The organism is Flavobacterium sp. RSSA_27 (genome assembly GCF_051547125.1).
Taxonomy (GTDB): domain Bacteria; phylum Bacteroidota; class Bacteroidia; order Flavobacteriales; family Flavobacteriaceae; genus Flavobacterium.
On the sequence record NZ_JBPTTN010000007.1, the window covers coordinates 153,433 to 175,895 of the forward strand.

A 22,463-nucleotide genomic window follows, 5' to 3' on the forward strand; every position below is an offset into this window, starting at 1 on the left:
TTTATATGGCAAAAATATTATTCTCTAAGTAAAGGCAATGTTGTACATCGTAACAAGCCTTCTTGTTTTGCTATTTCAGCATAGGGTATCTCTTCTACAATAAAATCGTTTGTTCTAAGCCAATCATTAAGTCTAGTGAAATTTTTTTCTGAAACGACTACATTGGGGGCTATAGAAAAAACGTTAGAGTACATATCATACATTTCGTCTCTTGTAATATGAAATAAATTTTCTTTCCCAAAAAGATCTATAAGAAATTTGTAATCCGCTTCTTCTCGGAAACCATTTTTATAAATAATTCCTTTATTAAGTCCAACAGGCTGAAAACAACAGTCTAAATGTAAGGCATTATCTCGAGCTTCCAAATTGGATTTCACTAAATCGAATGCTTTAATTTTTTTATTTGGAAAAAGCTTTTTTATAAACTCAACCCCATGACTGTTGGTGCGAGCTGTGATGTACTCTTTATAATCACTACCGTTATATGTTCCAATAAATATATAATCTCCCCAAAGCATTACATCGCCACCCTCAATATGCACCTCCTCGGATGGCCGAATTACTTTTTGTGGGTCCATTGTATCGATTATGTATTGAATCGCCTCCAATTCCTGTTCTCGATCAGGTAAAATGTTCGATTTTATAAATACATCTTCAATAACAAAACCAATATCTCTCGTAAAAATTTGATTATAGTTTGGAATTAATTTAGGACGTAGCACCTCGACGTTATATTTCTCAAAAACGGCGTTAAAAGCATTCATCTCTAGAATCATATCAGCTTCTAATGGATAGGTCCCTGCAATAATATGCTCTAAAGATTTAGGGTCATACGCTTCTTCTACTTTTGGTGTTGGTCCATTACTATTAGCAATTCCTAGAATTACTTTTTTTAATTTCCCTGTTTCGTTGGCTACATATACTTTTAACATTACTTAATTTTGATTTTGCTCAATAAAAAAGCTTCACAAAGTAGTGAAGCTTTTCAACTTTTAATTATCTCTTATCTGTTTCTACAAATTCTCTCAAAGGATATCCAACATATACCTGTCTAGGTCTTCCAATTGGTTCTTTATTTTCTCTCATTTCTTTCCATTGAGCTATCCAACCTGGCAAACGACCAATTGCAAACATTACAGTAAACATATCGGTAGGAATCCCTAAGGCTCTATATATAATTCCCGAATAGAAATCAACATTTGGATACAAGCTTCTGGTTTTAAAATATTCATCGTCTAGGGCCGCAACTTCCAATTTTTTGGCTATTTCAAGAATAGGATCTTCCACTCCTAAAGTAGTAAGTACTTCATCAGCTGCTTTCTTAATAATTCTTGCTCTAGGGTCAAAGTTTTTATAGACTCTATGACCAAATCCCATCAAACGGAAAGGGTCATTTTTATCTTTTGCCTTCATCAAATACTTCTCTGTATCTCCACCATCTTTATGTATTTCTTCTAGCATTTCTAAAACCGCTTGATTCGCACCACCGTGAAGCGGCCCCCACAAAGCCGAAACACCTGCAGAAATAGAAGCAAATAAACCCGCATGTGAAGAACCCACCATTCTAACTGTTGATGTAGAACAGTTTTGTTCATGATCAGCATGCAAAATAAATAATTTATCTAAAGCATTAATTACAATCGGATCGGCTTGATATGGTCCTGTAGGCAATTCAAACATAAGTCGCATAAAATTTTCAACATATCCTTTTGTATTATCATAATAATTCAAAGGATAACCCATGCTTTTTCTGTATGTCCAAGTAGCAATAACAAGGAATTTCCCCATTGTTTTACATACTGCTTCGTACATCTCTTTTTCATTTTCAACATTAACTGATTTTGGATTAAAAGCAGTCAAAGCACTAGTTAAAGCAGACAAAACTCCCATTGGGTGTGCAGTTTTAGGAAACCCATCAATGATGTTTTTCATCTCTTCATTTACCAAGGTATGCTTACGAATGTCATTTTCAAATTGGTTCAATTGTTCTGCAGTAGGTAATTCCCCAAAAATTACCAAGTAGGAAACTTCCAAAAAGTGGGCTCTATCAGCCAAATCCTCAATAGAATACCCTCTATAACGCAAAATTCCTAATTCTCCATCAAGAAAAGTTACTTCACTTTTACAAGATCCTGAATTTTTGTACCCTGGATCAATTGTGATGACTCCAGATATATCTCTCAATTTACTAATATCTACAGCTCCTTCGTTTTCACTACCTACAATAAAGGGAAGCTCAAATTTGTGCCCATCAATATCTAATGTTGCTATTTTTGACATAATATTATTTGAATATACTTTTAATTAAATATTTGCCAAATCTAATGAATTTAGAACTAATTTAAAAAAGAATTTATTCTCCAACTTGTTAAATGTTTACAAAAAAAGCCATCTGAATCAACAGATGGCTTAACAATAAATTGACTTGTATTCTATTTTAAATTAAAAGCTTTTTTTCCAGGAAAATAAGCAGTTCCTTCAAGCTCTTCCTCTATGCGTAATAACTGGTTGTATTTTGCCATACGATCAGAACGTGATGCAGAACCTGTTTTAATTTGACCGCAATTTAAGGCTACTGCCAAATCAGCAATAGTATAATCTTCGGTTTCACCAGAACGGTGCGACATTACAGAAGTATACCCTGCATTTTTTGCCATGTTTACGGCTGCGATTGTCTCTGTTAAAGTACCTATTTGATTCACTTTCACCAAAATAGAATTCGCAATACCTTTCTCAATACCCGTCGATAATCGTTCTACATTAGTTACAAACAAATCGTCACCAACTAATTGAACTTTATCACCGATTTTTTCAGTCAATAATTTCCAACCGTCCCAATCGTTCTCTTGCATTCCATCCTCAATGGATATGATAGGATATTTAGCAACTAATTCTGTTAGATAATCGACTTGCTCAGCAGAAGTTCTAACTTTCCCTGTTGGACCTTCAAATTTAGAGTAATCATATTTACCATCAACATAAAACTCAGAAGCAGCGCAATCTAATGCTATCATCACTTCGTCTCCAAATGTATACCCTGCTGCTTCTACTGCTTTTTTAATGGTATCAAGCGCGTCTTCAGTACCACCAGCTAAATTTGGAGCAAAACCTCCTTCATCACCTACTGCCGTTGAAAGACCTCTATCGTGTAAAACTTTCTTTAGATTATGAAAAATTTCAGTACCCATCTGTAATGCATGTGTAAAAGATGTTGCTTTTACAGGCATGATCATGAATTCTTGAAACGCAATTGGAGCATCTGAATGCGAACCTCCATTGATGATATTCATCATTGGCAAAGGCAACGTATTGGCAGAAACACCACCAACATAACGATACAATGGCAGACCTAGCTCATTAGCTGCTGCTTTTGCAGCTGCAAGAGAAACACCTAAAATAGCATTTGCTCCTAATTTTGATTTATTTGGAGTGCCATCTAAATCAATCATCATTTGATCTAGTTTGTTTTGCTCAAATACCGACACACCTACTAATTCTTCAGCAATAAATGTATTCACATTCTTTACCGCAGTCAAAACACCTTTACCTAAAAATGCTTTGCCACCATCTCTCAATTCAACAGCCTCATGTTCTCCTGTTGATGCACCTGATGGAACAGCTGCTCTACCTATAATACCATTTTCAGTAACTACATCAACTTCAATGGTAGGATTCCCTCTTGAATCAAAAATTTGTCTGGCAAAAACTTTAACTATAATACTCATTTTGTATATAATTTATATTAATAATTTGTATTTTCAAAATTACACATTATTTTTTGAAAAATATAAACTATTAAAGCACAATATTTTACAAATTATTAACGATATCGTTTTAGTTTTTCGAATTCTTGATATTATTAATAAAATCATCGAACAAATAACTCGAATCATGTGGTCCAGGGCTCGCCTCTGGATGATACTGTACAGAGAAACAATTTTTATTCTTCATTCTCATACCCGCAACGGTGCCATCATTTAGATGCAAGTGCGTAATCTCTAATTCAGCATGATTTTCCAACTCTTCTCTATTAACAGCAAAACCATGATTTTGAGAAGTGATTTCCCCTTTACCAGTTATCAAATTAGTAACCGGATGATTAATTCCTCTATGACCATTAAACATTTTATAAGTTGAAATTCCATTAGCAAGAGCAATTACTTGATGGCCTAAACAAATTCCAAACAATGGCTTATCATTTTCAATAATTTGCTTTGCAACACTAATAGCACTTTCAAGAGGATCTGGGTCACCAGGACCATTAGATAAAAAATAACCATCTGGATTAAAAGAAGCTAAATCCTCATAAGAAGCATCATAAGGAAACACCTTAATATAACAATCTCTTTTAGCTAAATTTCTTAAAATATTTGTTTTTATTCCTAAATCTAATGCTGAAACTTTATAAGTAGCATTTTCATCTCCAAAGAAATAAGGAGTTTTAGTTGACACTTTAGAAGCCAATTCCAAACCTTTCATGTCAGGTACTTGAGCAAGAGTAGTTTTTAATTCCTCAATTGGTGTGCCGTCGGTGCAAATTACAGCATTCATAGCACCATTATCTCGAATATATCCTACCAATGCTCTGGTATCTACATCAGATAAACATATCAAATTTTGTTTTTTGAAATAATTCTCAAGGCTTTCTTCGGCATCAGGTCGAGAATAATTAAAGCTAAAATTTTTACAAATTAAACCTGATATTTTAATAGAATCCGACTCTATCTCTTTGTCATTGACACCATAATTCCCAATATGAGCATTTGTTGCTACCATTAATTGTCCAAAATACGAAGGGTCTGTAAAAATCTCCTGATATCCTGTCATTCCAGTATTAAAACAAACCTCTCCAAAAGCGACACCACTTAATCCAATAGATTTACCATAAAAAATAGTTCCATCACTAAGTAAAAGTAAAGCTTGTTGTCTAGTTGTATATTTCATATGTAGTTAAAAATTTTGCAAATTTAAATTTTAAAAGAAGGCGAAACAATGTAAATCTACAATTAGTAAATAAAAAATTGTTTTCTTAGAAAGCAAAAAAAAAGGATAAACTAAAAATAGCTTATCCTCATTTTGTTTATAGAATGATTATCTTCATAATTATTCAGCAGCTTCAGTAGTTGGTTCAGCACTCTCAGCAGGAGCCTCAGTAGCTTCTTCTGATTTTTTAGCTTTACCACCACGACGGCTTTTTGCCTTTTTAACTTCTTTTTTACCTCCGTTGTAAAGTTCGTTAAAATCAACTAGCTCGATCATTGCCATATCAGCATTATCTCCCAAACGATTACCAACTTTAATAATACGAGTATATCCACCAGGACGGTCTCCAACTTTTGCAGCAACATCTCTGAATAAATCAGTTACGGCATATTTGCTACGTAAATAAGAAAAAACGATACGACGATTGTGTGTAGTATCCGCTTTAGATTTTGTTATAAGCGGCTCAACAAATTGTTTAAGCGCTTTAGCTTTAGCAACAGTAGTGTTAATACGTTTGTGCTCAATAAGAGAACAAGCCATATTAGCTAACATAGATTTTCTATGTGCAGTCTGTCTGCTTAAGTGATTGATTTTTTTTCCGTGTCTCATTGCTTTATGAATTTAATCGCACCTTAAAGGCGGATTAGATTATTCTTTATCTAGTTTGTATTTTGTTAAATCCATCCCGAAAGTCAGATTCTTCACAGCCACTAACTCATCTAGTTCTGTTAAAGATTTTTTACCGAAATTACGGAACTTCATTAAGTCATTTTTATTGAAAGATACTAAATCACCAAGTGTATCAACTTCAGCCGCTTTCAAACAATTTAAAGCTCTAACAGACAAGTCCATATCAACAAGCTTTGTTTTAAGCAATTGTCTCATATGTAATGATTCTTCATCATAAGATTCTGTCTGTGCAATTTCGTCAGCCTCAAGTGTAATTCTTTCATCAGAAAACAACATGAAATGGTGAATTAAAACTTTTGCAGCTTCAGTAAGAGCGTCTTTTGGATTAATAGAACCATCAGTTTTAATTTCAAAAACTAATTTTTCATAATCTGTTTTTTGCTCAACACGGAAGTTTTCAATAGCATATTTTACATTTTTCACAGGAGTGAAAATAGAGTCTGTAAAAATAGTACCAATTGCAGCATTCTGTTTTTTGTTCTCCTCTGCAGGAACATAACCTCTTCCTTTTTCAATAGTCAAATCAAAACTTAATTTGATTTTACTGTCTAGATTACAGATAACAAGCTCTGGATTCAAAACTTGAAAACCTGAAATAAACTTTTGAAAATCACCAGCTGTTAATTGATCTTTACCTGAAACAGAAATAGTAACTGATTCATTATCTATATCTTCAATTTGACGTTTAAAACGCACTTGTTTAAGATTTAAGATAATTTCGGTAACATCCTCAACAACTCCTGAAATAGTGGAAAACTCATGATCTACACCTTCGATACGAACAGATGTTATTGCATATCCTTCTAATGCTGAAAGCAAAACTCTTCTAAGTGCATTACCAACGGTCAATCCATAACCAGGTTCTAAAGGTCTAAATTCAAATTTACCTTCAAAATCGGTTGAATCGATCATGATAACTTTATCGGGCTTCTGAAAATTAAATATTGCCATAAATTTCGACTAAGTCAATTATTATTTGTTGTACAACTCTACGATTAATTGTTCTTTAATGTTTTCAGGAATCTGAAGTCTTGCAGGTACAGAAACAAAAGTTCCTTCCTTAAGATCATTATTCCAAGTAATCCATTCATAAACATGACTTGAATTAGACAAAGATCGCTCGATAGCTTCTAAAGATTTAGACTTTTCACGAACAGCAACTTTATCACCAGGCTTAAGGTGGTAAGAAGGAATATTAACCACTTCACCGTTTACAGTAATGTGTCTGTGGGAAACGATTTGACGAGCACCTCTTCTAGATGGGGCAATTCCCATTCTAAAAACAACATTATCTAATCTTGCTTCACACAATTGTAATAAAACTTCACCTGTAACACCTTTAGTAGCTGATGCTTTTTCAAATAAATTTCTGAATTGCTTTTCTAAAATTCCATAAGAATATTTAGCTTTTTGCTTTTCCATCAATTGGACAGCATACTCAGATTTTTTTCCTCTTTTTTTAGCCATCCCGTGTTGTCCAGGAGGATAATTTCTTTTTTCGAAAGCTTTATCGTCTCCGAAAATTGCTTCGCCGAATTTTCGAGCGATTCTTGTACTTGGACCAGTATATCTTGCCATTTTAATTTGTTTAAGATAGAGATTATGAATTCAGGTCATATCCTTCGATAATCTATGTTCTATCTAGGTTATACTATAAATTAATTTGAGTATTACACTCTACGTCTTTTAGGAGGACGACATCCATTGTGAGGCATTGGAGTAACATCAATAATTTCTGTAACTTCAATTCCGCCATTATGTATAGAACGGATAGCAGACTCACGTCCGTTACCTGGTCCTTTAACATATACTTTAACTTTCTTAAGACCAGCTTCAAGAGCTACTTTACTACAATCTTCTGCTGCCATTTGGGCTGCATATGGAGTGTTCTTTTTTGAACCTCTAAATCCCATTTTACCAGCTGAAGACCAAGAAATAACTTCACCTTTTTTGTTAGTTAACGAAATGATGATGTTATTGAAGGTAGCAGAAATATGAGCCTCTCCAGTTGATTCAACGATAACTTTACGTTTTTTTGCAGTTGCTTTAGCCATATTACTTATTATTTAGTTGCTTTTTTCTTGTTCGCAACAGTTTTTCTTTTACCTTTTCTAGTTCTAGAGTTATTTTTAGTTCTTTGACCTCTTAATGGAAGACCAGATCTATGACGAATACCTCTGTAACAACCAATATCCATCAAACGTTTGATGTTTAAAGAAATTTCAGAACGCAATTCCCCTTCAATTTTGAAAGAAGAAACGGCTTCACGAATGGCTCCAATTTCATCATCGTTCCAATCTTGAACTTTCTTATCTTGGCTTACTTGAGCTTTCTCTAAAATCTCAATTGCTCTACTTTTTCCTAATCCGAAGATATAGGTAAGTGCTATTACACCTCTCTTGTTTTTTGGGATGTCTACCCCTGCTATTCTTGCCATAATTATCCTTGTCTTTGTTTAAATCTAGGATTCTTTTTGTTGATTACGTATAATCTGCCTTTTCTACGCACTATAATGCACTCGGCGCTTCTTTTTTTAACTGATGCTCTTACTTTCATTTTGAATATCTTTAATATCTATAAGTAATTCTTGCTTTTGACAAATCGTAAGGGCTCATTTCTAATTTCACTTTATCACCAGGTAATAATTTGATGTAATGCATACGCATTTTACCAGAAATATGAGCAATTACAATGTGTCCGTTTTCTAACTCTACACGGAACATCGCATTAGATAATGCTTCAATGATCGATCCGTCTTGTTCTATTGCTGATTGTTTTGCCATAAAATTAAGCTACTGCTTTTCTATTTTTACCACTTTTCATCAAACCATCATAGTGCTTATTCAACAAGTATGAATTAATTTGCTGCATTGTGTCAATAGCAACACCAACCATAATGATTAATGAAGTACCTCCAAAAAACATTGCCCATGACTGTTGTACATCCATAAGACTTACTACAATAGCTGGGAACACAGCGATTAAAGCAAGAAATAAAGATCCTGGGAAAGTAATTAAAGACATCACCTTATCAAGATAATCTGATGTTTCAGCTCCAGGTCTTACACCAGGAATGAAACCACCGCTTCTTTTTAAATCATCAGACATCTTGTTTGTAGGCACAGTGATTGCAGTATAAAAGAATGTAAAGATAACAATTAAGCTAGCAAATACAAAATTATACCAAAAACCAAAGATGTCACTAAAAGCACCGACGATTGTTTGAGAAGTTTCTGACTTAGATAAACCAGCAACAGCTGCTGGAATAAACATAATCGCTTGAGCAAAAATGATAGGCATAACTCCAGAAGCATTTAACTTTAGAGGAATCCATTGTCTATTACCTCCCATCATATCCTGCTCGAAATCTCCTGAAGCAGTTCGTCTCGCATACTGAACTGGTATTTTTCTTACAGCCATTACAAGCAATACACAAGAAATAATAACTAATAACCAAATAATAACTTCGATTACCAATAACATTGGACCGCCGTTGTTGTTTGTCACTCTTGTTGTAAATTCTTGAATAAAAGCCTGTGGAAATCTAGCCAATATTCCAACCATAATCAATAAAGATATACCATTTCCAATCCCTTTGTCAGTGATTTTTTCACCCAACCACATTGCAAAAATTGTTCCTGTTACCAGGATAACAACTGAAGAAAATAAGAATTCAAAAGAATTAAAACCTAACAAAAAGGCATTACTTGGTAACGTTCTGTAAAGATTGTAGATATAAGTTGGACCTTGAACTAAGGTTATACCAATAGTTAACCAACGAGTAATCTGATTGATTTTTTTTCTGCCACTTTCTCCATCACTTTGCAATTTTTGTAAATAAGGAATAGCAATTCCCATCAACTGAACAACAATAGAAGCAGAAATATAAGGCATAATACCTAAAGCAAAAACTGAAGCTTTAGAAAATGCACCACCGGTAAACATATCCAATATCGATCCGATACCATCTTTTGTTTGTCCAGCTAAACCAGTTAATTGAGTTGCGTCAATTCCAGGTAAAGTAACGTGTGCACCAAAACGATAAACTAAAAGAAGTCCTAAAGTAATAAGAATTCTGTTTTTTAATTCTTCAATCTTCCAAACATTACTTAATGATTCAATAAATTTCTTCATATGAGTTGAAAAATTATAATGTTACCGCTTCACCTCCAGCAGCCTCAATAGCAGCTTTTGCAGTAGCAGTAAATTTGTGAGCAGTTACCGTTAATTTTGCTTTCAATTCACCTCTTCCTAAAATCTTAACGATTTCATTTTTAGAAGCCAAACGATTTGCCACATAAACTGACATATCTACAGTATCAGTTACAATACCATTATCTACTAATAGTTGAAGTGTATCTAAATTAACACCTTCGTATTCTTTACGATTGATGTTTGTGAAACCAAACTTAGGAACACGTCTTTGAAGTGGCATTTGTCCACCTTCAAATCCAATCTTCTTAGAGTAACCAGAACGAGATTTAGCTCCTTTGTGCCCTCTTGCAGAAGTACCACCTTTACCAGAACCTTCTCCTCTACCTAATCTCTTATTTTGATTGTGTGTAGAACCCTCAGCAGGTTGTAAATTACTTAAATTCATACCAGTATTTGTTATTTAATTTCTTCAACAGAAACTAAGTGTTTAACTTTATTTATCATCCCAAGGATAGCAGGATTTGAATCGTGCTCTACAACTTGTCCCATTTTACGTAAACCTAAAGCCTCTAAACCTCTTTTTTGAGTAAGCGGACAATTGATTTTACTACGTACTTGTTTTACTAATAATTTAGCCATAATTTCCTTGAATTAACCTTTAAAAACTTTCTCTAAAGAAACACCTCTTTGTTTAGCAACAGTATAAGCGCTTCTCATTTGCAATAAAGCATCAAAAGTTGCTTTAACTACATTATGAGGATTTGATGATCCTTGAGATTTTGACAATACATCATGAATACCTACTGATTCTAAAACTGAACGAACAGCTCCACCAGCAATAACTCCTGTACCATGAGAGGCAGGAATTAAAAATACACGAGCACCACCAAATTTACCTTTTTGTTCGTGAGGAACTGATTGACCATTCAAAGGAATTCTAACTAAATTTTTCTTAGCATCTTCTACTGCTTTTGCAATAGCTTCTGACACATCTTTAGATTTTCCTAATCCGTGACCTACAACTCCATTTTCATCACCAACTACAACAATAGCAGAAAAACCAAACGCTCTACCACCTTTTGTAACTTTAGTAACACGATTAACACTCACCAAACGATCTTTTAATTCAAGACCACTTGGTTTTACTAACTCTATATTCTTGTACTTACTATTAGACATACTATATTAGAATTTAAGCCCAGCCGCTCTTGCGCCTTCTGCTAATGATTTAATACGACCATGATATAAATAACCTCCTCTATCGAAAGTTACTGTTTCAATACCAGCTTTTAAAGCTTTTTCTGCAACTAGTTTTCCAACAGCAGCAGCTACTTCAATGTTCGTACCTTTCCCTATTTCTTTTTCTCTTGAAGAGGCAGCTAATAAAGTAACTCCATTTACATCGTCAATTAATTGAGCATAAATTTCTTTGTTACTTCTAAAAACAGAAAGTCTTGGTTTAGTAGCTGAACCACTAATCGTTTTTCTAATTCTGAATCTAATTCTCTGTCTTCTTTCAGGTTTTGTTAATGACATAATCTTATTTTTTAAGCTGATTTACCTGCTTTTCTTCTTAATACTTCACCTACAAATTTAACCCCTTTACCTTTGTATGGCTCTGGTTTACGGAAACCTCTAATTTTGGCAGCAACTTGTCCTAAAAGTTGTTTATCAAAAGAAGTTAACTTAACGATTGGGTTTTTTCCTTTTTCAGAAATAGTTTCCACAGTAACCTCTGGAGCAACTTCTAAAATAATATTATGAGAAAAACCTAAAGCTAAATCTAGTTTTTGTCCTTGATTTGAAGCTCTATAACCTACTCCAACCAACTCTAAAGATTTAGTAAAACCTTCGTTAACACCAGTAATCATATTATTGATTAAAGAACGGTATAAACCGTGTTTTGCTCTTTGGTCTTTGTGATCAGACGCTCTTTCAACTTGAACTTGACCGTCTTCAACTGTAACAGTAATATCTGAGAATTCCTGTGTTAGTTGACCATTTTTTCCTTTTACTGTAATAATACCATCTTTAACTTCAACAGTTACTCCGGCAGGGATTACAATTGGACTTTTACCTATTCTTGACATCTTATCTAGTCTTTAAAAATTAGTATACGTAACAAATTACTTCTCCTCCAACATTCAATTGCTTAGCTTGTTTTCCAGTCATCAAACCTTTTGATGTAGAAACAATAGCAATTCCTAATCCATTAAGGATTCTAGGCAATTTAGAAGCACCTGCGTATTTACGTAAACCTGGTTTACTAATTCTTTGGATATCTTTAATTACAGACTCTTTAGTATCTTTATCATACTTCAAAGCGATTTTGATGGAACCCTGAACAGAATTCTCTTCAAATTTGTAACTTAAGATGTAACCTTGATCAAATAAGATCTTAGTTATCTCTTTCTTTAGATTAGATGCCGGAATTTCAACAACTTTGTGGTTTGCAGCCACAGCGTTTCGAACTCTCGTCAAATAATCTGCAATTGGATCTGTATACATATGTATTAATTTGCGGTAACGGTTTTCGAACAAATTAGTAATTCGAACCTGAAACCAGTTTATAAATGTGAAAAAACAGACGTGATTACTCACGTCTGAATATTAGTTTTCTACCAAGATGCTTTTTTAACACCTGGTATCAATCCATTGTTAGCCATTTCACGGAATGTTACACGTGAAATACCGAATTGACGCATATACCCTCTTGGTCTACCTGTTAATTTACAACGATTGTGCAAACGAACTGGTGAAGCATTTTTCGGTAATTTTTGCAAACCTACGAAATCTCCAGCTTCTAACAAAGCTTTTCTTTTCTCAGCATATTTAGCTACCGTTTTTTCTCTTTTCACCTCACGGGCTTTCATTGATTCTTTAGCCATATCTTAATTCTTTTTAAAAGGTAAACCTAATTCAGCCAACAATGACTTTGCTTCTTTATCAGTTTTTGCGGTAGTTACGAAGGTAATATCCATACCAGATATTTTATTAACTTTATCAATATCAATTTCTGGGAAAATGATTTGTTCTAAAACACCTAAGTTATAATTTCCTCTTCCATCAAAACCTGTAGCTTTAATTCCGCTAAAATCTCTTACACGAGGTAAAGATGAAGTAATAAGTCTATCCAAAAACTCATACATTCTTTCTCCACGTAAAGTCACTTTTGCGCCAATTGGCATTCCTTTTCTAAGTTTAAAAGACGCAACGTCTTTTTTAGAAATAGTAGCTATCGCTTTCTGTCCAGTAATCTTAGTCAACTCCTCAACTGCATAGTCAATTAGTTTTTTATCAGATACTGCTGCACCAACTCCTTTACTCAAAACAATCTTTTCCAATTTTGGAACTTCCATTACATTTGAGTAACCGAACTCTTCTTTAAGAGCAGCAATAACTCTGCTCTTATATTCTTCTTTTAGTCTAGGTATATATGCCATTACTATAGTACTTGATTAGATTTTTTTGAAAATCTTACTTTCTTATCTCCTTCTACTCTAATACCTACTCTTGTAGCTTCCTTAGTTTTAGGATCTATAAGAGCAATGTTAGAAATTTGTATAGAAGCTTCCTTTTTTACAATACCACCTTGAGGGTTTTTAGCACTTGGCTTCGTATGTTTTGAAACCATGTTTACTCCTTCAACAATCGCTTTGTTTTTCTCACGGTAAACACGTAATACTTTACCTTCAGCACCTTTATGGTCTCCAGCAATTACTCTTACGATATCTCCTGATTTTATTTTTAGCTTTATCATCTTAAAACGAATTAAAGCACTTCTGGTGCTAATGATACAATTTTCATGAATTGTTTTTCACGAAGTTCTCTTGCTACCGGACCAAAAACACGAGTTCCTCTCATCTCACCAGCTGCATTTAACAATACGCATGCATTGTCATCAAATCTGATGTATGAACCATCGGCTCTTCTTACTTCTTTTTTGGTACGTACAACCACTGCAGTTGAAACAGCTCCTTTTTTCACGTTTCCGTTTGGAGTTGCATCTTTGATAGAAACTACAATTTTGTCACCAACAGAGGCATACCTTCTTTTGGTACCTCCTAAAACACGGATAGTTAAAACTTCTTTAGCTCCAGTGTTATCTGCTACTTTTAGTCTTGATTCTTGTTGTACCATAATTATTTAGCTCTTTCTAGGATTTCAACTAATCTCCAACATTTTGATTTACTCAAAGGACGCGTTTCGCTAATTCTTACAGTATCACCGATGTTACAGTCGTTTGTTTCGTCGTGTGCAACAAATTTCTTTGTTTTCAACACGAACTTACCATATAATGGGTGCTTTACTCTAGTTACTTGAGCAACAACAATAGATTTATCCATTTTGTTTGAAGTAACAACACCAATTCTTTCTTTTCTTAAATTTCTTTTTTCCATCTTTCAGCAGATTACAATTATTGTAACTCTCTTTTAGTAAGTTCTGTAGCTAATCTAGCAACCGTTCTACGTACACTTCTTATTTGAAGTGGATTTTCGATCGGAGAAATAGCGTGAGCCATTTTTAAATCGGCATAAACCTTTTTAGTTTGACTTAGTTTTTCTTGCAACTCCGCTGCAGAAAGATCTTTTATTTCTGATTGTTTCATAATATAATATAGATTATGCTTCGAAATCTCTTGCAACAACGAATTTAGTTTTTACTGGAAGTTTTTGAGCTGCTAGACGTAACGCCTCTTTAGCAACAGACAAAGGAACTCCTCCAACTTCAAACATAATTCTTCCAGGTTTAACTACAGCTGCCCAATATTCAACGGCACCTTTACCTTTACCCATACGTACCTCAAGAGGCTTCTTAGTGATTGGTTTGTCTGGAAATATTTTAATCCATAATTGTCCTTCTCTTTTCATATAACGAGTTGCAGCGATACGTGCAGCTTCGATTTGACGAGAGGTTAAGAACATTCCATCTTCATGTACAGATTTAATACCAAACATTCCATTTGAAAGTTCATGTCCTCTTTGAGAATTTCCTTTCATTTTACCCTTTTGTACCTTACGATACTTTGTTCTTTTAGGCTGTAACATTTTTCTTTAGTTTAAAAATTTACTTTCTTTTACGAGCGTCTGGTTTTCCACCTTTATTGAAAGGCTTTCTGTCTCCTCTAGAAGAATCTCCTCCTTTACCACCAGCTTGTTTTTTGTCCATACCAGTAAGTGGAGAAAGATCTCTCTTCCCGTAAACTTCACCTTTCATGATCCACACTTTAATTCCCATTCTACCATATGTAGTATGAGCTTCAGCAAGTGCATAATCAATATCAGCTCTGAAAGTTGATAGAGGAATTCTACCTTCTTTGAAACCTTCTGAACGTGCCATCTCAGCACCATTCAAACGACCAGAGATTAAAACTTTAATTCCTTCAGCATTCATACGCATAGAGGCTGCGATGGCCATTTTAATAGCACGTCTATAAGAAATTCTGCTTTCAATTTGACGACAGATGCTTGTAGCAACTAGATACGCGTCAAGTTCAGGTCTTTTAATTTCAAAGATGTTAATTTGAACCTCTTTGTCAGTAATTTTCTTAAGTTCTTCTTTTAACTTGTCTACCTCTTGTCCACCTTTACCGATAATAATACCAGGTCTAGCAGTAGTGATAGTAACGGTTACAAGTTTCAAAGTTCTCTCGATGATTACTTTTGATACACTAGCTTTTGATAAACGAGCATGAACATACTTTCTGATTTTGTGATCTTCGGCTAATTTATCACCGTAATCATTTCCACCATACCAGTTTGAGTCCCATCCTCTGATGATACCAAGTCTATTTCCAATTGGATTTGTCTTTTGTCCCATGCTGCTTAAGAATTGCTTTGTGTGTTATTGATAGCTCCCAACACGATTGTTACGTGATTGGAACGTTTTCTTATTCTGTGTGCTCTTCCTTGTGGAGCTGGACGAAGTCTTTTCAACATCATTCCACCATCTACACGGATTTCCTTAACAAATAAACCAGCTTCTTCTAAACTAGCGTCACTATTTTTTTGCTCCCAGTTGTTGATTGCAGATAATAATAGTTTTTCTAATTTTCTTGAAGCTTCTTTAGAACTAAATCTTAATATGTTAAGTGCTCTTTCTACCTTCTGACCTCTTACTAGATCTGCTACTAAGCGCATTTTTCTAGGTGAAGTAGGGCAGTTATTTAACTTCGCGAAAGCAATAGACTTATTAGCCTCTTTTCTCGCATCTGCTGTTTCTCTTTTACGAACTCCCATTGCTTCTTATTTTTTACCTTTATTTTTTGCTCCAGCATGACCTCTAAAAGATCTAGTTGGTGAAAATTCTCCTAATTTATGTCCTACCATGTTTTCAGTAACGTAAACAGGTACAAATTGACGACCGTTATGAACTGCGATAGTTTGTCCAACAAAGTCTGGAGTAATCATAGAAGCTCTAGACCAAGTCTTAACTACTCCTTTGTTTCCACCTGCGATGTTTTCTTCAACTTTCTTTTCTAACTTATAATGAACGAAAGGTCCTTTTTTTAATGAACGTGCCATATCTTATTATTTCTTTCTACGTTCTACGATATACTTGTTACTCGGGTTTTTCTTAGAACGTGTTCTATAACCTTTAGCTGGTATTCCATTTCTTGAACGTGGATGTCCACCAGAAGAACGTCCTTCTCCACCACCCATTGGGTGATCAACAGGGTTCATTGCAACAGGTCTTGTTCTAGGTCTTCTTCCTAACCATCTTGTTCTACCAGCTTTTCCTGATACAACTAATTGATGATCTGAATTAGAAACTGCTCCTATAGTAGCCGAACACGTTAACAAAATCAATCTTGTTTCACCTGATGGCATTTTAATAGTTGCATATTTTCCATCTCTTGCCATTAATTGAGCAAATGTTCCAGCAGAACGAGCGATTACAGCTCCTTGACCTGGTCTCAATTCGATACAAGAAATTACGGTTCCAAGCGGAACTCTACTTAAAGGTAAAGTGTTACCAATTTCAGGTTGAGCATCTGCACCAGAAACTACTTTCTGACCAACTTTCAAACCATTTTGAGCGATAACATAAGTTTTCTCACCATCAGCATAAGCTAATAAAGCGATAAAAGCAGTACGATTTGGATCGTATTCTATAGATTTTACTGTAGCAGGAATTCCTTCTTTTGTACGTTTAAAATCGATAATACGATATCTCTGCTTGTGACCACCACCCGTATAACGCATGGTCATCTTTCCTTGACTATTTCTACCTCCAGAGTTTTTTATCGGTGCTATCAAAGAGCGTTCCGGCTTATCAGTTGTAATAGCGTCATAACCATTCACAACTCTAAATCGCTGACCTGGGGTAATAGGTTTTAATTTTCTTACTGACATTTTATCTTAGATATTGTTGTAAAAATCAATTGTTTCTCCTTCTTGTACTTGTACAATTGCTTTTTTAATTGCATTTGTCTTTCCACTGATTAAACCACTTTTAGTGTATTTAGTAGTTCTGTCTGGTCTTACATTCATAGTGTTAACACTAACAACGTTTACTCCGTAAGCAGCTTCAATAGCTTTCTTGATTTCAACTTTGTTTGCTTTTCTGTTAACTTCGAATCCAAAACGGTTCAAAACTTCACTTTCTTTGGTTACTTTTTCCGTTACTATAGGTTTAATTATGATGCTCATATCCTATTATTTACTTAAATTATCTTCAATTACTTCCAAAGAACTCTCCAAAAGCACTAAATTATTAGCATTTAAAATAGCGTAAGTGCTTAATTCTGAACTACTTACGACATTAGACGCCTTTAAATTACGTGACGACAAATATACATTTTTATTGGTCTCACCCAATATAAATAGTGATTTTTTATTTTCTAACTCTAAAGCTTTCAAAACATTAATGAAATTTTTAGTGCTTGGCGTTTCAAAATTAAAGTCTTCCAAAACAATGATGTTTGACTCTTTAGCTTTAATAGAGAAAGCAGATTTTCTAGCCAATCTTTTTAAGTTTTTATTCAATTTAAATGAATAACTTCTTGGTCTTGGCCCAAAAACAGTTCCACCACCTTTAAACAATGGGTTTTTTGCACTACCCGCACGAGCAGTACCAGTTCCTTTTTGTTTCTTAATCTTACGAGTACTTCCTGCAACTTCAGCTCTTTCTTTAGCCTTGTGCGTACCTTGTCTTTGATTAGCAAGATATTTCTTAACATCAAGGTATACTGCGTGATTATTTGGTTCAATTGCGAATACTGAATCAGAAAGTTGAACTTTTCTTCCAGTATCTTTTCCGTTGAAATCTAATACTTTTACTTCCATTACTTCTGAATGATTACATAAGAGTTGTTATGTCCAGGAACACATCCTTTAATAACTAGTAAGTTCTTATCAGAAACTACTTTTAAAACTCTAAGGTTTTGAACTTTTACATTTTCTCCTCCCATTCTTCCAGCCATACGCATTCCTTTGAATACTCTAGATGGATAAGAAGAAGCTCCTACAGAACCTGGCGCTCTTAAACGATTATGTTGACCATGAGTTGCTTGACCAACACCACCAAAACCGTGACGTTTCACAACCCCTTGAAAACCTTTACCTTTAGATACACCTTGTACATCCACAAATTCTCCTTCTTCAAAAATAGAAACATCAATAAGATCTCCTAATTTTTGCTCAGTTGCAAAATCTTGAAATTCAACGACTTTTTTCTTAGCAACAGTTCCTGCTTTTTTAAAGTGACCTAAAGCCGCTTTCGTGGAATGTTTCTCGTTTTTGTCATCGAAACCAAGTTGCAACGCTTCATACCCGTCAACCTCTTTGGTTCTGACTTGGGTAACAACACATGGTCCAGCTTCGATTACTGTACAAGGAATGTTTTTCCCATTTTCATCGAAAATACTAGTCATGCCGATTTTTCTACCAATTAACCCAGACATAAATATTAATTATTAATTATTAAATATAAATATAGAACGCAGCTTTTAAGCAAATTCTATTTTTTTTGTGGGTGCAAAGGTATAACTTATTTACACACAATCCAAAAAATATTTTTTTTGCCCAAAAACAGCGTTCTTATTACTTTAGAACTACTTAAACTTTGATTTCAACTTCAACTCCACTTGGTAATTCAAGTTTCATTAAAGCATCGATAGTTTTAGATGAAGAAGAATAAATATCAATTAATCTCTTATATGACATTACTTCAAATTGCTCTCTAGCTTTTTTGTTAACGTGCGGAGAACGCAATACTGTAAACAATTTTTTGTGAGTTGGCAACGGAATTGGACCAGTTACAACAGCACCAGTAGTTTTTACTGTTTTTACAATCTTTTCAGCAGATTTATCCACCAACATATGATCGTAAGATTTTAATTTTATTCTGATTTTTTGACTCATTTTCTTAAAGATTATGCGTTTCCTTTTGCTTTTTTGATAACTGCTTCTGAAATGTTAGAAGGTGTTTCAGCGTAGTGTGAAAATTCCATTGTTGATGTTGCACGACCAGAAGATAAAGTTCTTAAAGTTGTAACATATCCAAACATTTCTGACAATGGCACATCAGCCTTAATAGTTTTAGCACCATTTCTATCACCCATGTCATTTACCTGACCTCTACGACGGTTAATATCTCCTACGATATCTCCCATGTTTTCTTCTGGTGTAATAACCTCCATTTTCATGATTGGCTCAAGAATAATAGCTCCAGCTGCTTTCGCAACTTCTTTATACCCCATTCTAGCTGCTAATTCAAAAGAAAGCGCATCAGAATCCACTGGGTGGAAAGATCCATCTAACAATGTAACTTTTAAACTATCAACCTGATAACCAGCTAACGGACCAGTTTTCATAGCTTCACGGAAACCTTTTTCAACAGCAGGAATGTATTCTTTAGGTACGTTTCCTCCTTTTACTTCATTAACAAACTGCAATCCAACTGGTACTTTACCATCCACTTCATCAGCAGGCTCAACTCTAAATACGATATCACCGAATTTACCACGACCTCCAGATTGTTTCTTGTAAACCTCTCTATGTTGAGCAGTTTTTGTAAATGCTTCTTTGTATTCCACTTGTGGCTCACCTTGATTTACCTCTACTTTGAACTCACGTTTCATACGATCAACCAAGATATCCAAGTGCAACTCACCCATACCAGAGATAATAGTTTGCCCTGAAGCCTCATCCGTTCTAACAGTAAATGTTGGATCTTCTTCAGCTAATTTCGCCAAAGCCATACCCATTTTATCTACGTCAGCCTTAGTTTTAGGCTCAATAGCAATACCAATTACTGGCGCAGGGAATTTCATTGATTCAAGAATAATTGGATGCTTCTCATCACACAATGTATCTCCAGTTTTGATATCTTTAAATCCAACAGCTGCTCCAATATCACCAGCCTCGATATATTCGATTGGGTTTTGTTTGTTGGCATGCATCTGGTAGATACGAGAAATTCTTTCTTTGTTTCCTGAACGCGTATTCAATACATAAGAACCAGCATCTAATCTTCCTGAATAAGCACGGAAGAAAGCCAAACGACCTACGAATGGGTCAGTAGCAATCTTAAATGCTAATGCTGCAAATGGTTCTTTTACATCTGGCTTACGCAAGATTTGAGTTTGATCTTCTTCTAACAATTCCGCATCATCAGGGTGAATACCTTTAATTCCCTCTTTATCCAATGGAGAAGGCAAGTATTTACATACCGCATCAAGCATAAATTGAACACCTTTGTTTTTGAAAGAAGAACCTGCAATCATTGGGATAATTGCCATATCCATAGTTGCAGCTCTTAAAGCTGTATTGATTTCCTCTTCAGTAATAGAGTTCTCGTCCTCCATATACTTATCCAAAAGATTTTCATCATAAGTAGCAATTTCCTCAATTAAAATTGAACGATAGTGCTTCACATCGTCAATCATGTCAGCAGGAATATCAACAATATCAAAAGTTGCTCCTTGTGTAGCATCATGCCAAACAATAGCTTGATTCTTAACCAAGTCAACCACTCCTTTGAAATCATTTTCCTCACCAATTGGCAAAGTAATTGCAACCGCGTTTGATTTCAACATGTCTTTTACTTGTTGACACACTGCTAAGAAATTAGACCCTTGACGGTCCATTTTATTAACAAACCCCATACGAGGCACACGGTATTGATCAGCTAATCTCCAGTTAGTTTCAGATTGAGGCTCAACACCATCAACTGCACTAAATAAGAAAACCAATCCATCTAATACACGTAACGAACGGTTTACCTCTACTGTAAAGTCAACGTGACCAGGAGTATCGATAATGTTGAAGTGATACGGTTTAGATTCTGGTAAAATTTTACCTTGCTCAGTTGGAAAATTCCATTCACAAGTTGTAGCTGCAGAAGTAATAGTAATACCTCTTTCTTGCTCTTGTGCCATCCAGTCCATTGTTGCAGCACCATCGTGTACTTCTCCAATTTTGTGTGATTTTCCAGTGTAGAATAATATACGCTCAGTTGTTGTTGTTTTACCAGCATCAATATGAGCAGCAATTCCAATATTTCTTGTATATTTTAGATCTCTTGCCATTTCTCTATGAATTAAAATCTAAAGTGAGAGAAAGCTTTATTAGCCTCTGCCATTTTGTGAGTATCCATTCTTTTCTTAACAGCAGCTCCTTCTTCTTTAGCCGCAGCTAAACATTCTGAAGCCAATCTTTGTGCCATTGATTTTTCGTTTCTTCTTCTTGAATAAAGAATTAACCATTTCATAGCCATTGATATTTTTCTGTCTGGACGAATCTGCATTGGGATTTGGAATGTAGCTCCACCTACTCTACGACTACGTACTTCAACGTGAGGCATAACATTAGTTAAAGCATCTTTCCAAATTTCTAAAGCTGATTTTTCATCATTTTGTTTTTTTGTTTCAATGATGTCAATTGCATCATAAAAAACTTTAAAAGCTGTTGATTTCTTACCATCCCACATTAAGTTGTTCACAAAACGTGTTACCAATTGATCGTTAAATCTTGGATCCGGTAAAAGTGGTCTTTTCTTTGCCGCTCTTTTTCTCATGTCTTTTTTTTAATTTTTTGTCATTAGCATAACTTTTTAAACAGAATAAAAAATTCCATTACAAAAATCACACAATTAACTTTTTAAATTACTTTTTTGCTTCCTTTGGGCGTTTAGCTCCGTACTTAGATCTTCTTTGCGTTCTTCCAGCAACACCTGACGTATCAAGCGCACCACGAACGATGTGATATCTAACTCCTGGTAAATCTTTTACCCTTCCACCCCTAACTAATACTATCGAGTGCTCTTGTAAATTGTGTCCTTCTCCAGGGATGTAAGCATTCACTTCATTACCATTTGTCAAACGCACACGCGCAACTTTACGCATTGCAGAGTTTGGTTTTTTTGGTGTAGTAGTGTAAACACGCGTACAAACCCCTCTTCTTTGAGGACAAGAATCTAAAGCAACCGATTTACTCTTCTTAGTTATCTGAGTTCTTCCTGTTCTTACTAATTGTTGAATTGTTGGCATAATTAATACTAAAAATTTCTTATTATATTAAATTCCCGCTTTTTACGGGGTTGCAAATGTATAAAATATTTTTCACTATACAAACGTTAATTCATTAATTTTCAATATCCTTATTTTTGATTATGAAATCACTAACTTTCAT

The 22,463-nt window shown here is 34.6% G+C and carries 36 protein-coding genes; all 36 read right to left on the minus strand.

What is annotated here, in order from left to right; genetic code table 11:
- Window positions 1-17 precede the first annotated feature (17 nt).
- A complete protein-coding gene (locus ACSVH5_RS11245; protein WP_438061532.1) occupies window positions 18-932 on the minus strand; it encodes a dimethylarginine dimethylaminohydrolase family protein in 915 nt (304 codons plus the stop codon).
- Window positions 933-996: 64 nt separating this feature from the next.
- The gene (locus tag ACSVH5_RS11250; RefSeq protein WP_438061533.1) at window positions 997-2,280 is read right to left on the minus strand and encodes a citrate synthase; all 1,284 of its coding nucleotides are present in this window, start codon (window positions 2,278-2,280) and stop codon (window positions 997-999) included.
- A 152-nt stretch (window positions 2,281-2,432) separates the two neighbouring features.
- The gene (gene eno, locus ACSVH5_RS11255) at window positions 2,433-3,725 is read right to left on the minus strand and encodes a phosphopyruvate hydratase (protein WP_438061534.1); all 1,293 of its coding nucleotides are present in this window, start codon (window positions 3,723-3,725) and stop codon (window positions 2,433-2,435) included.
- A 109-nt stretch (window positions 3,726-3,834) separates the two neighbouring features.
- Window positions 3,835-4,944 carry a glutamine-hydrolyzing carbamoyl-phosphate synthase small subunit gene (gene carA / locus ACSVH5_RS11260; RefSeq protein ID WP_438061535.1) on the minus strand — a complete coding sequence of 370 codons (1,110 nt, stop codon included), beginning with the start codon at window positions 4,942-4,944 and terminating at the stop codon, window positions 3,835-3,837.
- 159 nt (window positions 4,945-5,103) lie between these two features.
- Complete coding sequence (gene rplQ, locus ACSVH5_RS11265) at window positions 5,104-5,592, minus strand: 50S ribosomal protein L17 (protein ID WP_438061536.1); 489 nt, start codon at window positions 5,590-5,592, stop codon at window positions 5,104-5,106.
- Window positions 5,593-5,631: 39 nt separating this feature from the next.
- Window positions 5,632-6,624 carry a DNA-directed RNA polymerase subunit alpha gene (locus tag ACSVH5_RS11270; protein ID WP_064716169.1) on the minus strand — a complete coding sequence of 331 codons (993 nt, stop codon included), beginning with the start codon at window positions 6,622-6,624 and terminating at the stop codon, window positions 5,632-5,634.
- Window positions 6,625-6,645: 21 nt separating this feature from the next.
- The gene (gene rpsD, locus ACSVH5_RS11275; RefSeq protein ID WP_024981528.1) at window positions 6,646-7,251 is read right to left on the minus strand and encodes a 30S ribosomal protein S4; all 606 of its coding nucleotides are present in this window, start codon (window positions 7,249-7,251) and stop codon (window positions 6,646-6,648) included.
- 92 nt (window positions 7,252-7,343) lie between these two features.
- Complete coding sequence (rpsK, locus tag ACSVH5_RS11280; protein ID WP_007803677.1) at window positions 7,344-7,727, minus strand: 30S ribosomal protein S11; 384 nt, start codon at window positions 7,725-7,727, stop codon at window positions 7,344-7,346.
- A gap of 8 nt (window positions 7,728-7,735) precedes the next feature.
- The gene (gene rpsM / locus ACSVH5_RS11285) at window positions 7,736-8,110 is read right to left on the minus strand and encodes a 30S ribosomal protein S13 (protein ID WP_200107060.1); all 375 of its coding nucleotides are present in this window, start codon (window positions 8,108-8,110) and stop codon (window positions 7,736-7,738) included.
- A gap of 2 nt (window positions 8,111-8,112) precedes the next feature.
- Complete coding sequence (ykgO, locus tag ACSVH5_RS11290) at window positions 8,113-8,229, minus strand: type B 50S ribosomal protein L36 (RefSeq protein ID WP_002987490.1); 117 nt, start codon at window positions 8,227-8,229, stop codon at window positions 8,113-8,115.
- Between the two features lie 11 nt (window positions 8,230-8,240).
- Entirely contained in the window at window positions 8,241-8,456 is a 216-nt protein-coding gene (gene infA, locus ACSVH5_RS11295; RefSeq protein WP_007136545.1) for a translation initiation factor IF-1, read from the minus strand.
- Window positions 8,457-8,460: 4 nt separating this feature from the next.
- Window positions 8,461-9,807: a preprotein translocase subunit SecY gene (gene secY / locus ACSVH5_RS11300; RefSeq protein ID WP_438061537.1), complete on the minus strand. Its 1,347-nt coding sequence runs from the start codon at window positions 9,805-9,807 to the stop codon at window positions 8,461-8,463.
- Window positions 9,808-9,820: 13 nt separating this feature from the next.
- Window positions 9,821-10,273, minus strand: a complete 453-nt coding sequence (rplO, locus tag ACSVH5_RS11305) for a 50S ribosomal protein L15 (RefSeq protein ID WP_438061538.1) — start codon at window positions 10,271-10,273, stop codon at window positions 9,821-9,823.
- A gap of 11 nt (window positions 10,274-10,284) precedes the next feature.
- Window positions 10,285-10,467, minus strand: coding sequence for a 50S ribosomal protein L30 (gene rpmD, locus ACSVH5_RS11310; RefSeq protein WP_024981523.1), 183 nt, complete (start codon window positions 10,465-10,467; stop codon window positions 10,285-10,287).
- 12 nt (window positions 10,468-10,479) lie between these two features.
- Window positions 10,480-11,007 carry a 30S ribosomal protein S5 gene (rpsE, locus tag ACSVH5_RS11315; protein WP_438061539.1) on the minus strand — a complete coding sequence of 176 codons (528 nt, stop codon included), beginning with the start codon at window positions 11,005-11,007 and terminating at the stop codon, window positions 10,480-10,482.
- Window positions 11,008-11,013: 6 nt separating this feature from the next.
- A complete protein-coding gene (gene rplR / locus ACSVH5_RS11320; protein WP_438061540.1) occupies window positions 11,014-11,364 on the minus strand; it encodes a 50S ribosomal protein L18 in 351 nt (116 codons plus the stop codon).
- An 11-nt stretch (window positions 11,365-11,375) separates the two neighbouring features.
- Complete coding sequence (gene rplF / locus ACSVH5_RS11325) at window positions 11,376-11,918, minus strand: 50S ribosomal protein L6 (protein ID WP_438061541.1); 543 nt, start codon at window positions 11,916-11,918, stop codon at window positions 11,376-11,378.
- A gap of 19 nt (window positions 11,919-11,937) precedes the next feature.
- Complete coding sequence (gene rpsH, locus ACSVH5_RS11330) at window positions 11,938-12,336, minus strand: 30S ribosomal protein S8 (RefSeq protein WP_438061542.1); 399 nt, start codon at window positions 12,334-12,336, stop codon at window positions 11,938-11,940.
- 110 nt (window positions 12,337-12,446) lie between these two features.
- Window positions 12,447-12,716 (minus strand): 30S ribosomal protein S14, encoded by a 270-nt coding sequence (gene rpsN / locus ACSVH5_RS11335; RefSeq protein WP_026707007.1) that lies wholly within the window; start codon window positions 12,714-12,716, stop codon window positions 12,447-12,449.
- A 3-nt stretch (window positions 12,717-12,719) separates the two neighbouring features.
- Complete coding sequence (rplE, locus tag ACSVH5_RS11340; protein WP_438061543.1) at window positions 12,720-13,271, minus strand: 50S ribosomal protein L5; 552 nt, start codon at window positions 13,269-13,271, stop codon at window positions 12,720-12,722.
- 2 nt (window positions 13,272-13,273) lie between these two features.
- On the minus strand, window positions 13,274-13,588 hold the full coding sequence (rplX, locus tag ACSVH5_RS11345) for a 50S ribosomal protein L24 (protein WP_438061544.1): 315 nt from the start codon (window positions 13,586-13,588) through the stop codon (window positions 13,274-13,276).
- Window positions 13,589-13,599: 11 nt separating this feature from the next.
- Window positions 13,600-13,968, minus strand: a complete 369-nt coding sequence (gene rplN / locus ACSVH5_RS11350) for a 50S ribosomal protein L14 (RefSeq protein WP_007803649.1) — start codon at window positions 13,966-13,968, stop codon at window positions 13,600-13,602.
- A gap of 2 nt (window positions 13,969-13,970) precedes the next feature.
- On the minus strand, window positions 13,971-14,228 hold the full coding sequence (gene rpsQ, locus ACSVH5_RS11355) for a 30S ribosomal protein S17 (protein WP_438061545.1): 258 nt from the start codon (window positions 14,226-14,228) through the stop codon (window positions 13,971-13,973).
- 17 nt (window positions 14,229-14,245) lie between these two features.
- Window positions 14,246-14,437, minus strand: a complete 192-nt coding sequence (gene rpmC, locus ACSVH5_RS11360; protein WP_031456038.1) for a 50S ribosomal protein L29 — start codon at window positions 14,435-14,437, stop codon at window positions 14,246-14,248.
- Between the two features lie 13 nt (window positions 14,438-14,450).
- Window positions 14,451-14,876: a 50S ribosomal protein L16 gene (gene rplP / locus ACSVH5_RS11365; protein ID WP_017495016.1), complete on the minus strand. Its 426-nt coding sequence runs from the start codon at window positions 14,874-14,876 to the stop codon at window positions 14,451-14,453.
- Window positions 14,877-14,895: 19 nt separating this feature from the next.
- On the minus strand, window positions 14,896-15,648 hold the full coding sequence (gene rpsC, locus ACSVH5_RS11370) for a 30S ribosomal protein S3 (protein WP_438061546.1): 753 nt from the start codon (window positions 15,646-15,648) through the stop codon (window positions 14,896-14,898).
- 5 nt (window positions 15,649-15,653) lie between these two features.
- Window positions 15,654-16,067, minus strand: a complete 414-nt coding sequence (gene rplV / locus ACSVH5_RS11375; RefSeq protein WP_438061547.1) for a 50S ribosomal protein L22 — start codon at window positions 16,065-16,067, stop codon at window positions 15,654-15,656.
- A gap of 6 nt (window positions 16,068-16,073) precedes the next feature.
- Window positions 16,074-16,352: a 30S ribosomal protein S19 gene (rpsS, locus tag ACSVH5_RS11380; RefSeq protein ID WP_024981511.1), complete on the minus strand. Its 279-nt coding sequence runs from the start codon at window positions 16,350-16,352 to the stop codon at window positions 16,074-16,076.
- Between the two features lie 6 nt (window positions 16,353-16,358).
- Window positions 16,359-17,183: a 50S ribosomal protein L2 gene (rplB, locus tag ACSVH5_RS11385; RefSeq protein WP_438061548.1), complete on the minus strand. Its 825-nt coding sequence runs from the start codon at window positions 17,181-17,183 to the stop codon at window positions 16,359-16,361.
- Between the two features lie 6 nt (window positions 17,184-17,189).
- On the minus strand, window positions 17,190-17,480 hold the full coding sequence (gene rplW / locus ACSVH5_RS11390) for a 50S ribosomal protein L23 (RefSeq protein ID WP_438061549.1): 291 nt from the start codon (window positions 17,478-17,480) through the stop codon (window positions 17,190-17,192).
- A 6-nt stretch (window positions 17,481-17,486) separates the two neighbouring features.
- Complete coding sequence (rplD, locus tag ACSVH5_RS11395; RefSeq protein ID WP_438061550.1) at window positions 17,487-18,116, minus strand: 50S ribosomal protein L4; 630 nt, start codon at window positions 18,114-18,116, stop codon at window positions 17,487-17,489.
- Window positions 18,116-18,733 (minus strand): 50S ribosomal protein L3, encoded by a 618-nt coding sequence (gene rplC / locus ACSVH5_RS11400; protein WP_024981507.1) that lies wholly within the window; start codon window positions 18,731-18,733, stop codon window positions 18,116-18,118. The genes rplD and rplC overlap by 1 nt, the downstream gene beginning before the upstream one ends.
- Before the next feature lie 154 nt (window positions 18,734-18,887).
- Window positions 18,888-19,193 carry a 30S ribosomal protein S10 gene (rpsJ, locus tag ACSVH5_RS11405; protein ID WP_007803605.1) on the minus strand — a complete coding sequence of 102 codons (306 nt, stop codon included), beginning with the start codon at window positions 19,191-19,193 and terminating at the stop codon, window positions 18,888-18,890.
- 11 nt (window positions 19,194-19,204) lie between these two features.
- Window positions 19,205-21,361 carry an elongation factor G gene (gene fusA / locus ACSVH5_RS11410; protein ID WP_438061551.1) on the minus strand — a complete coding sequence of 719 codons (2,157 nt, stop codon included), beginning with the start codon at window positions 21,359-21,361 and terminating at the stop codon, window positions 19,205-19,207.
- 11 nt (window positions 21,362-21,372) lie between these two features.
- A complete protein-coding gene (rpsG, locus tag ACSVH5_RS11415) occupies window positions 21,373-21,849 on the minus strand; it encodes a 30S ribosomal protein S7 (RefSeq protein ID WP_298294574.1) in 477 nt (158 codons plus the stop codon).
- A gap of 88 nt (window positions 21,850-21,937) precedes the next feature.
- Window positions 21,938-22,321, minus strand: coding sequence for a 30S ribosomal protein S12 (gene rpsL, locus ACSVH5_RS11420; protein ID WP_007136570.1), 384 nt, complete (start codon window positions 22,319-22,321; stop codon window positions 21,938-21,940).
- Window positions 22,322-22,463 lie beyond the last annotated feature (142 nt).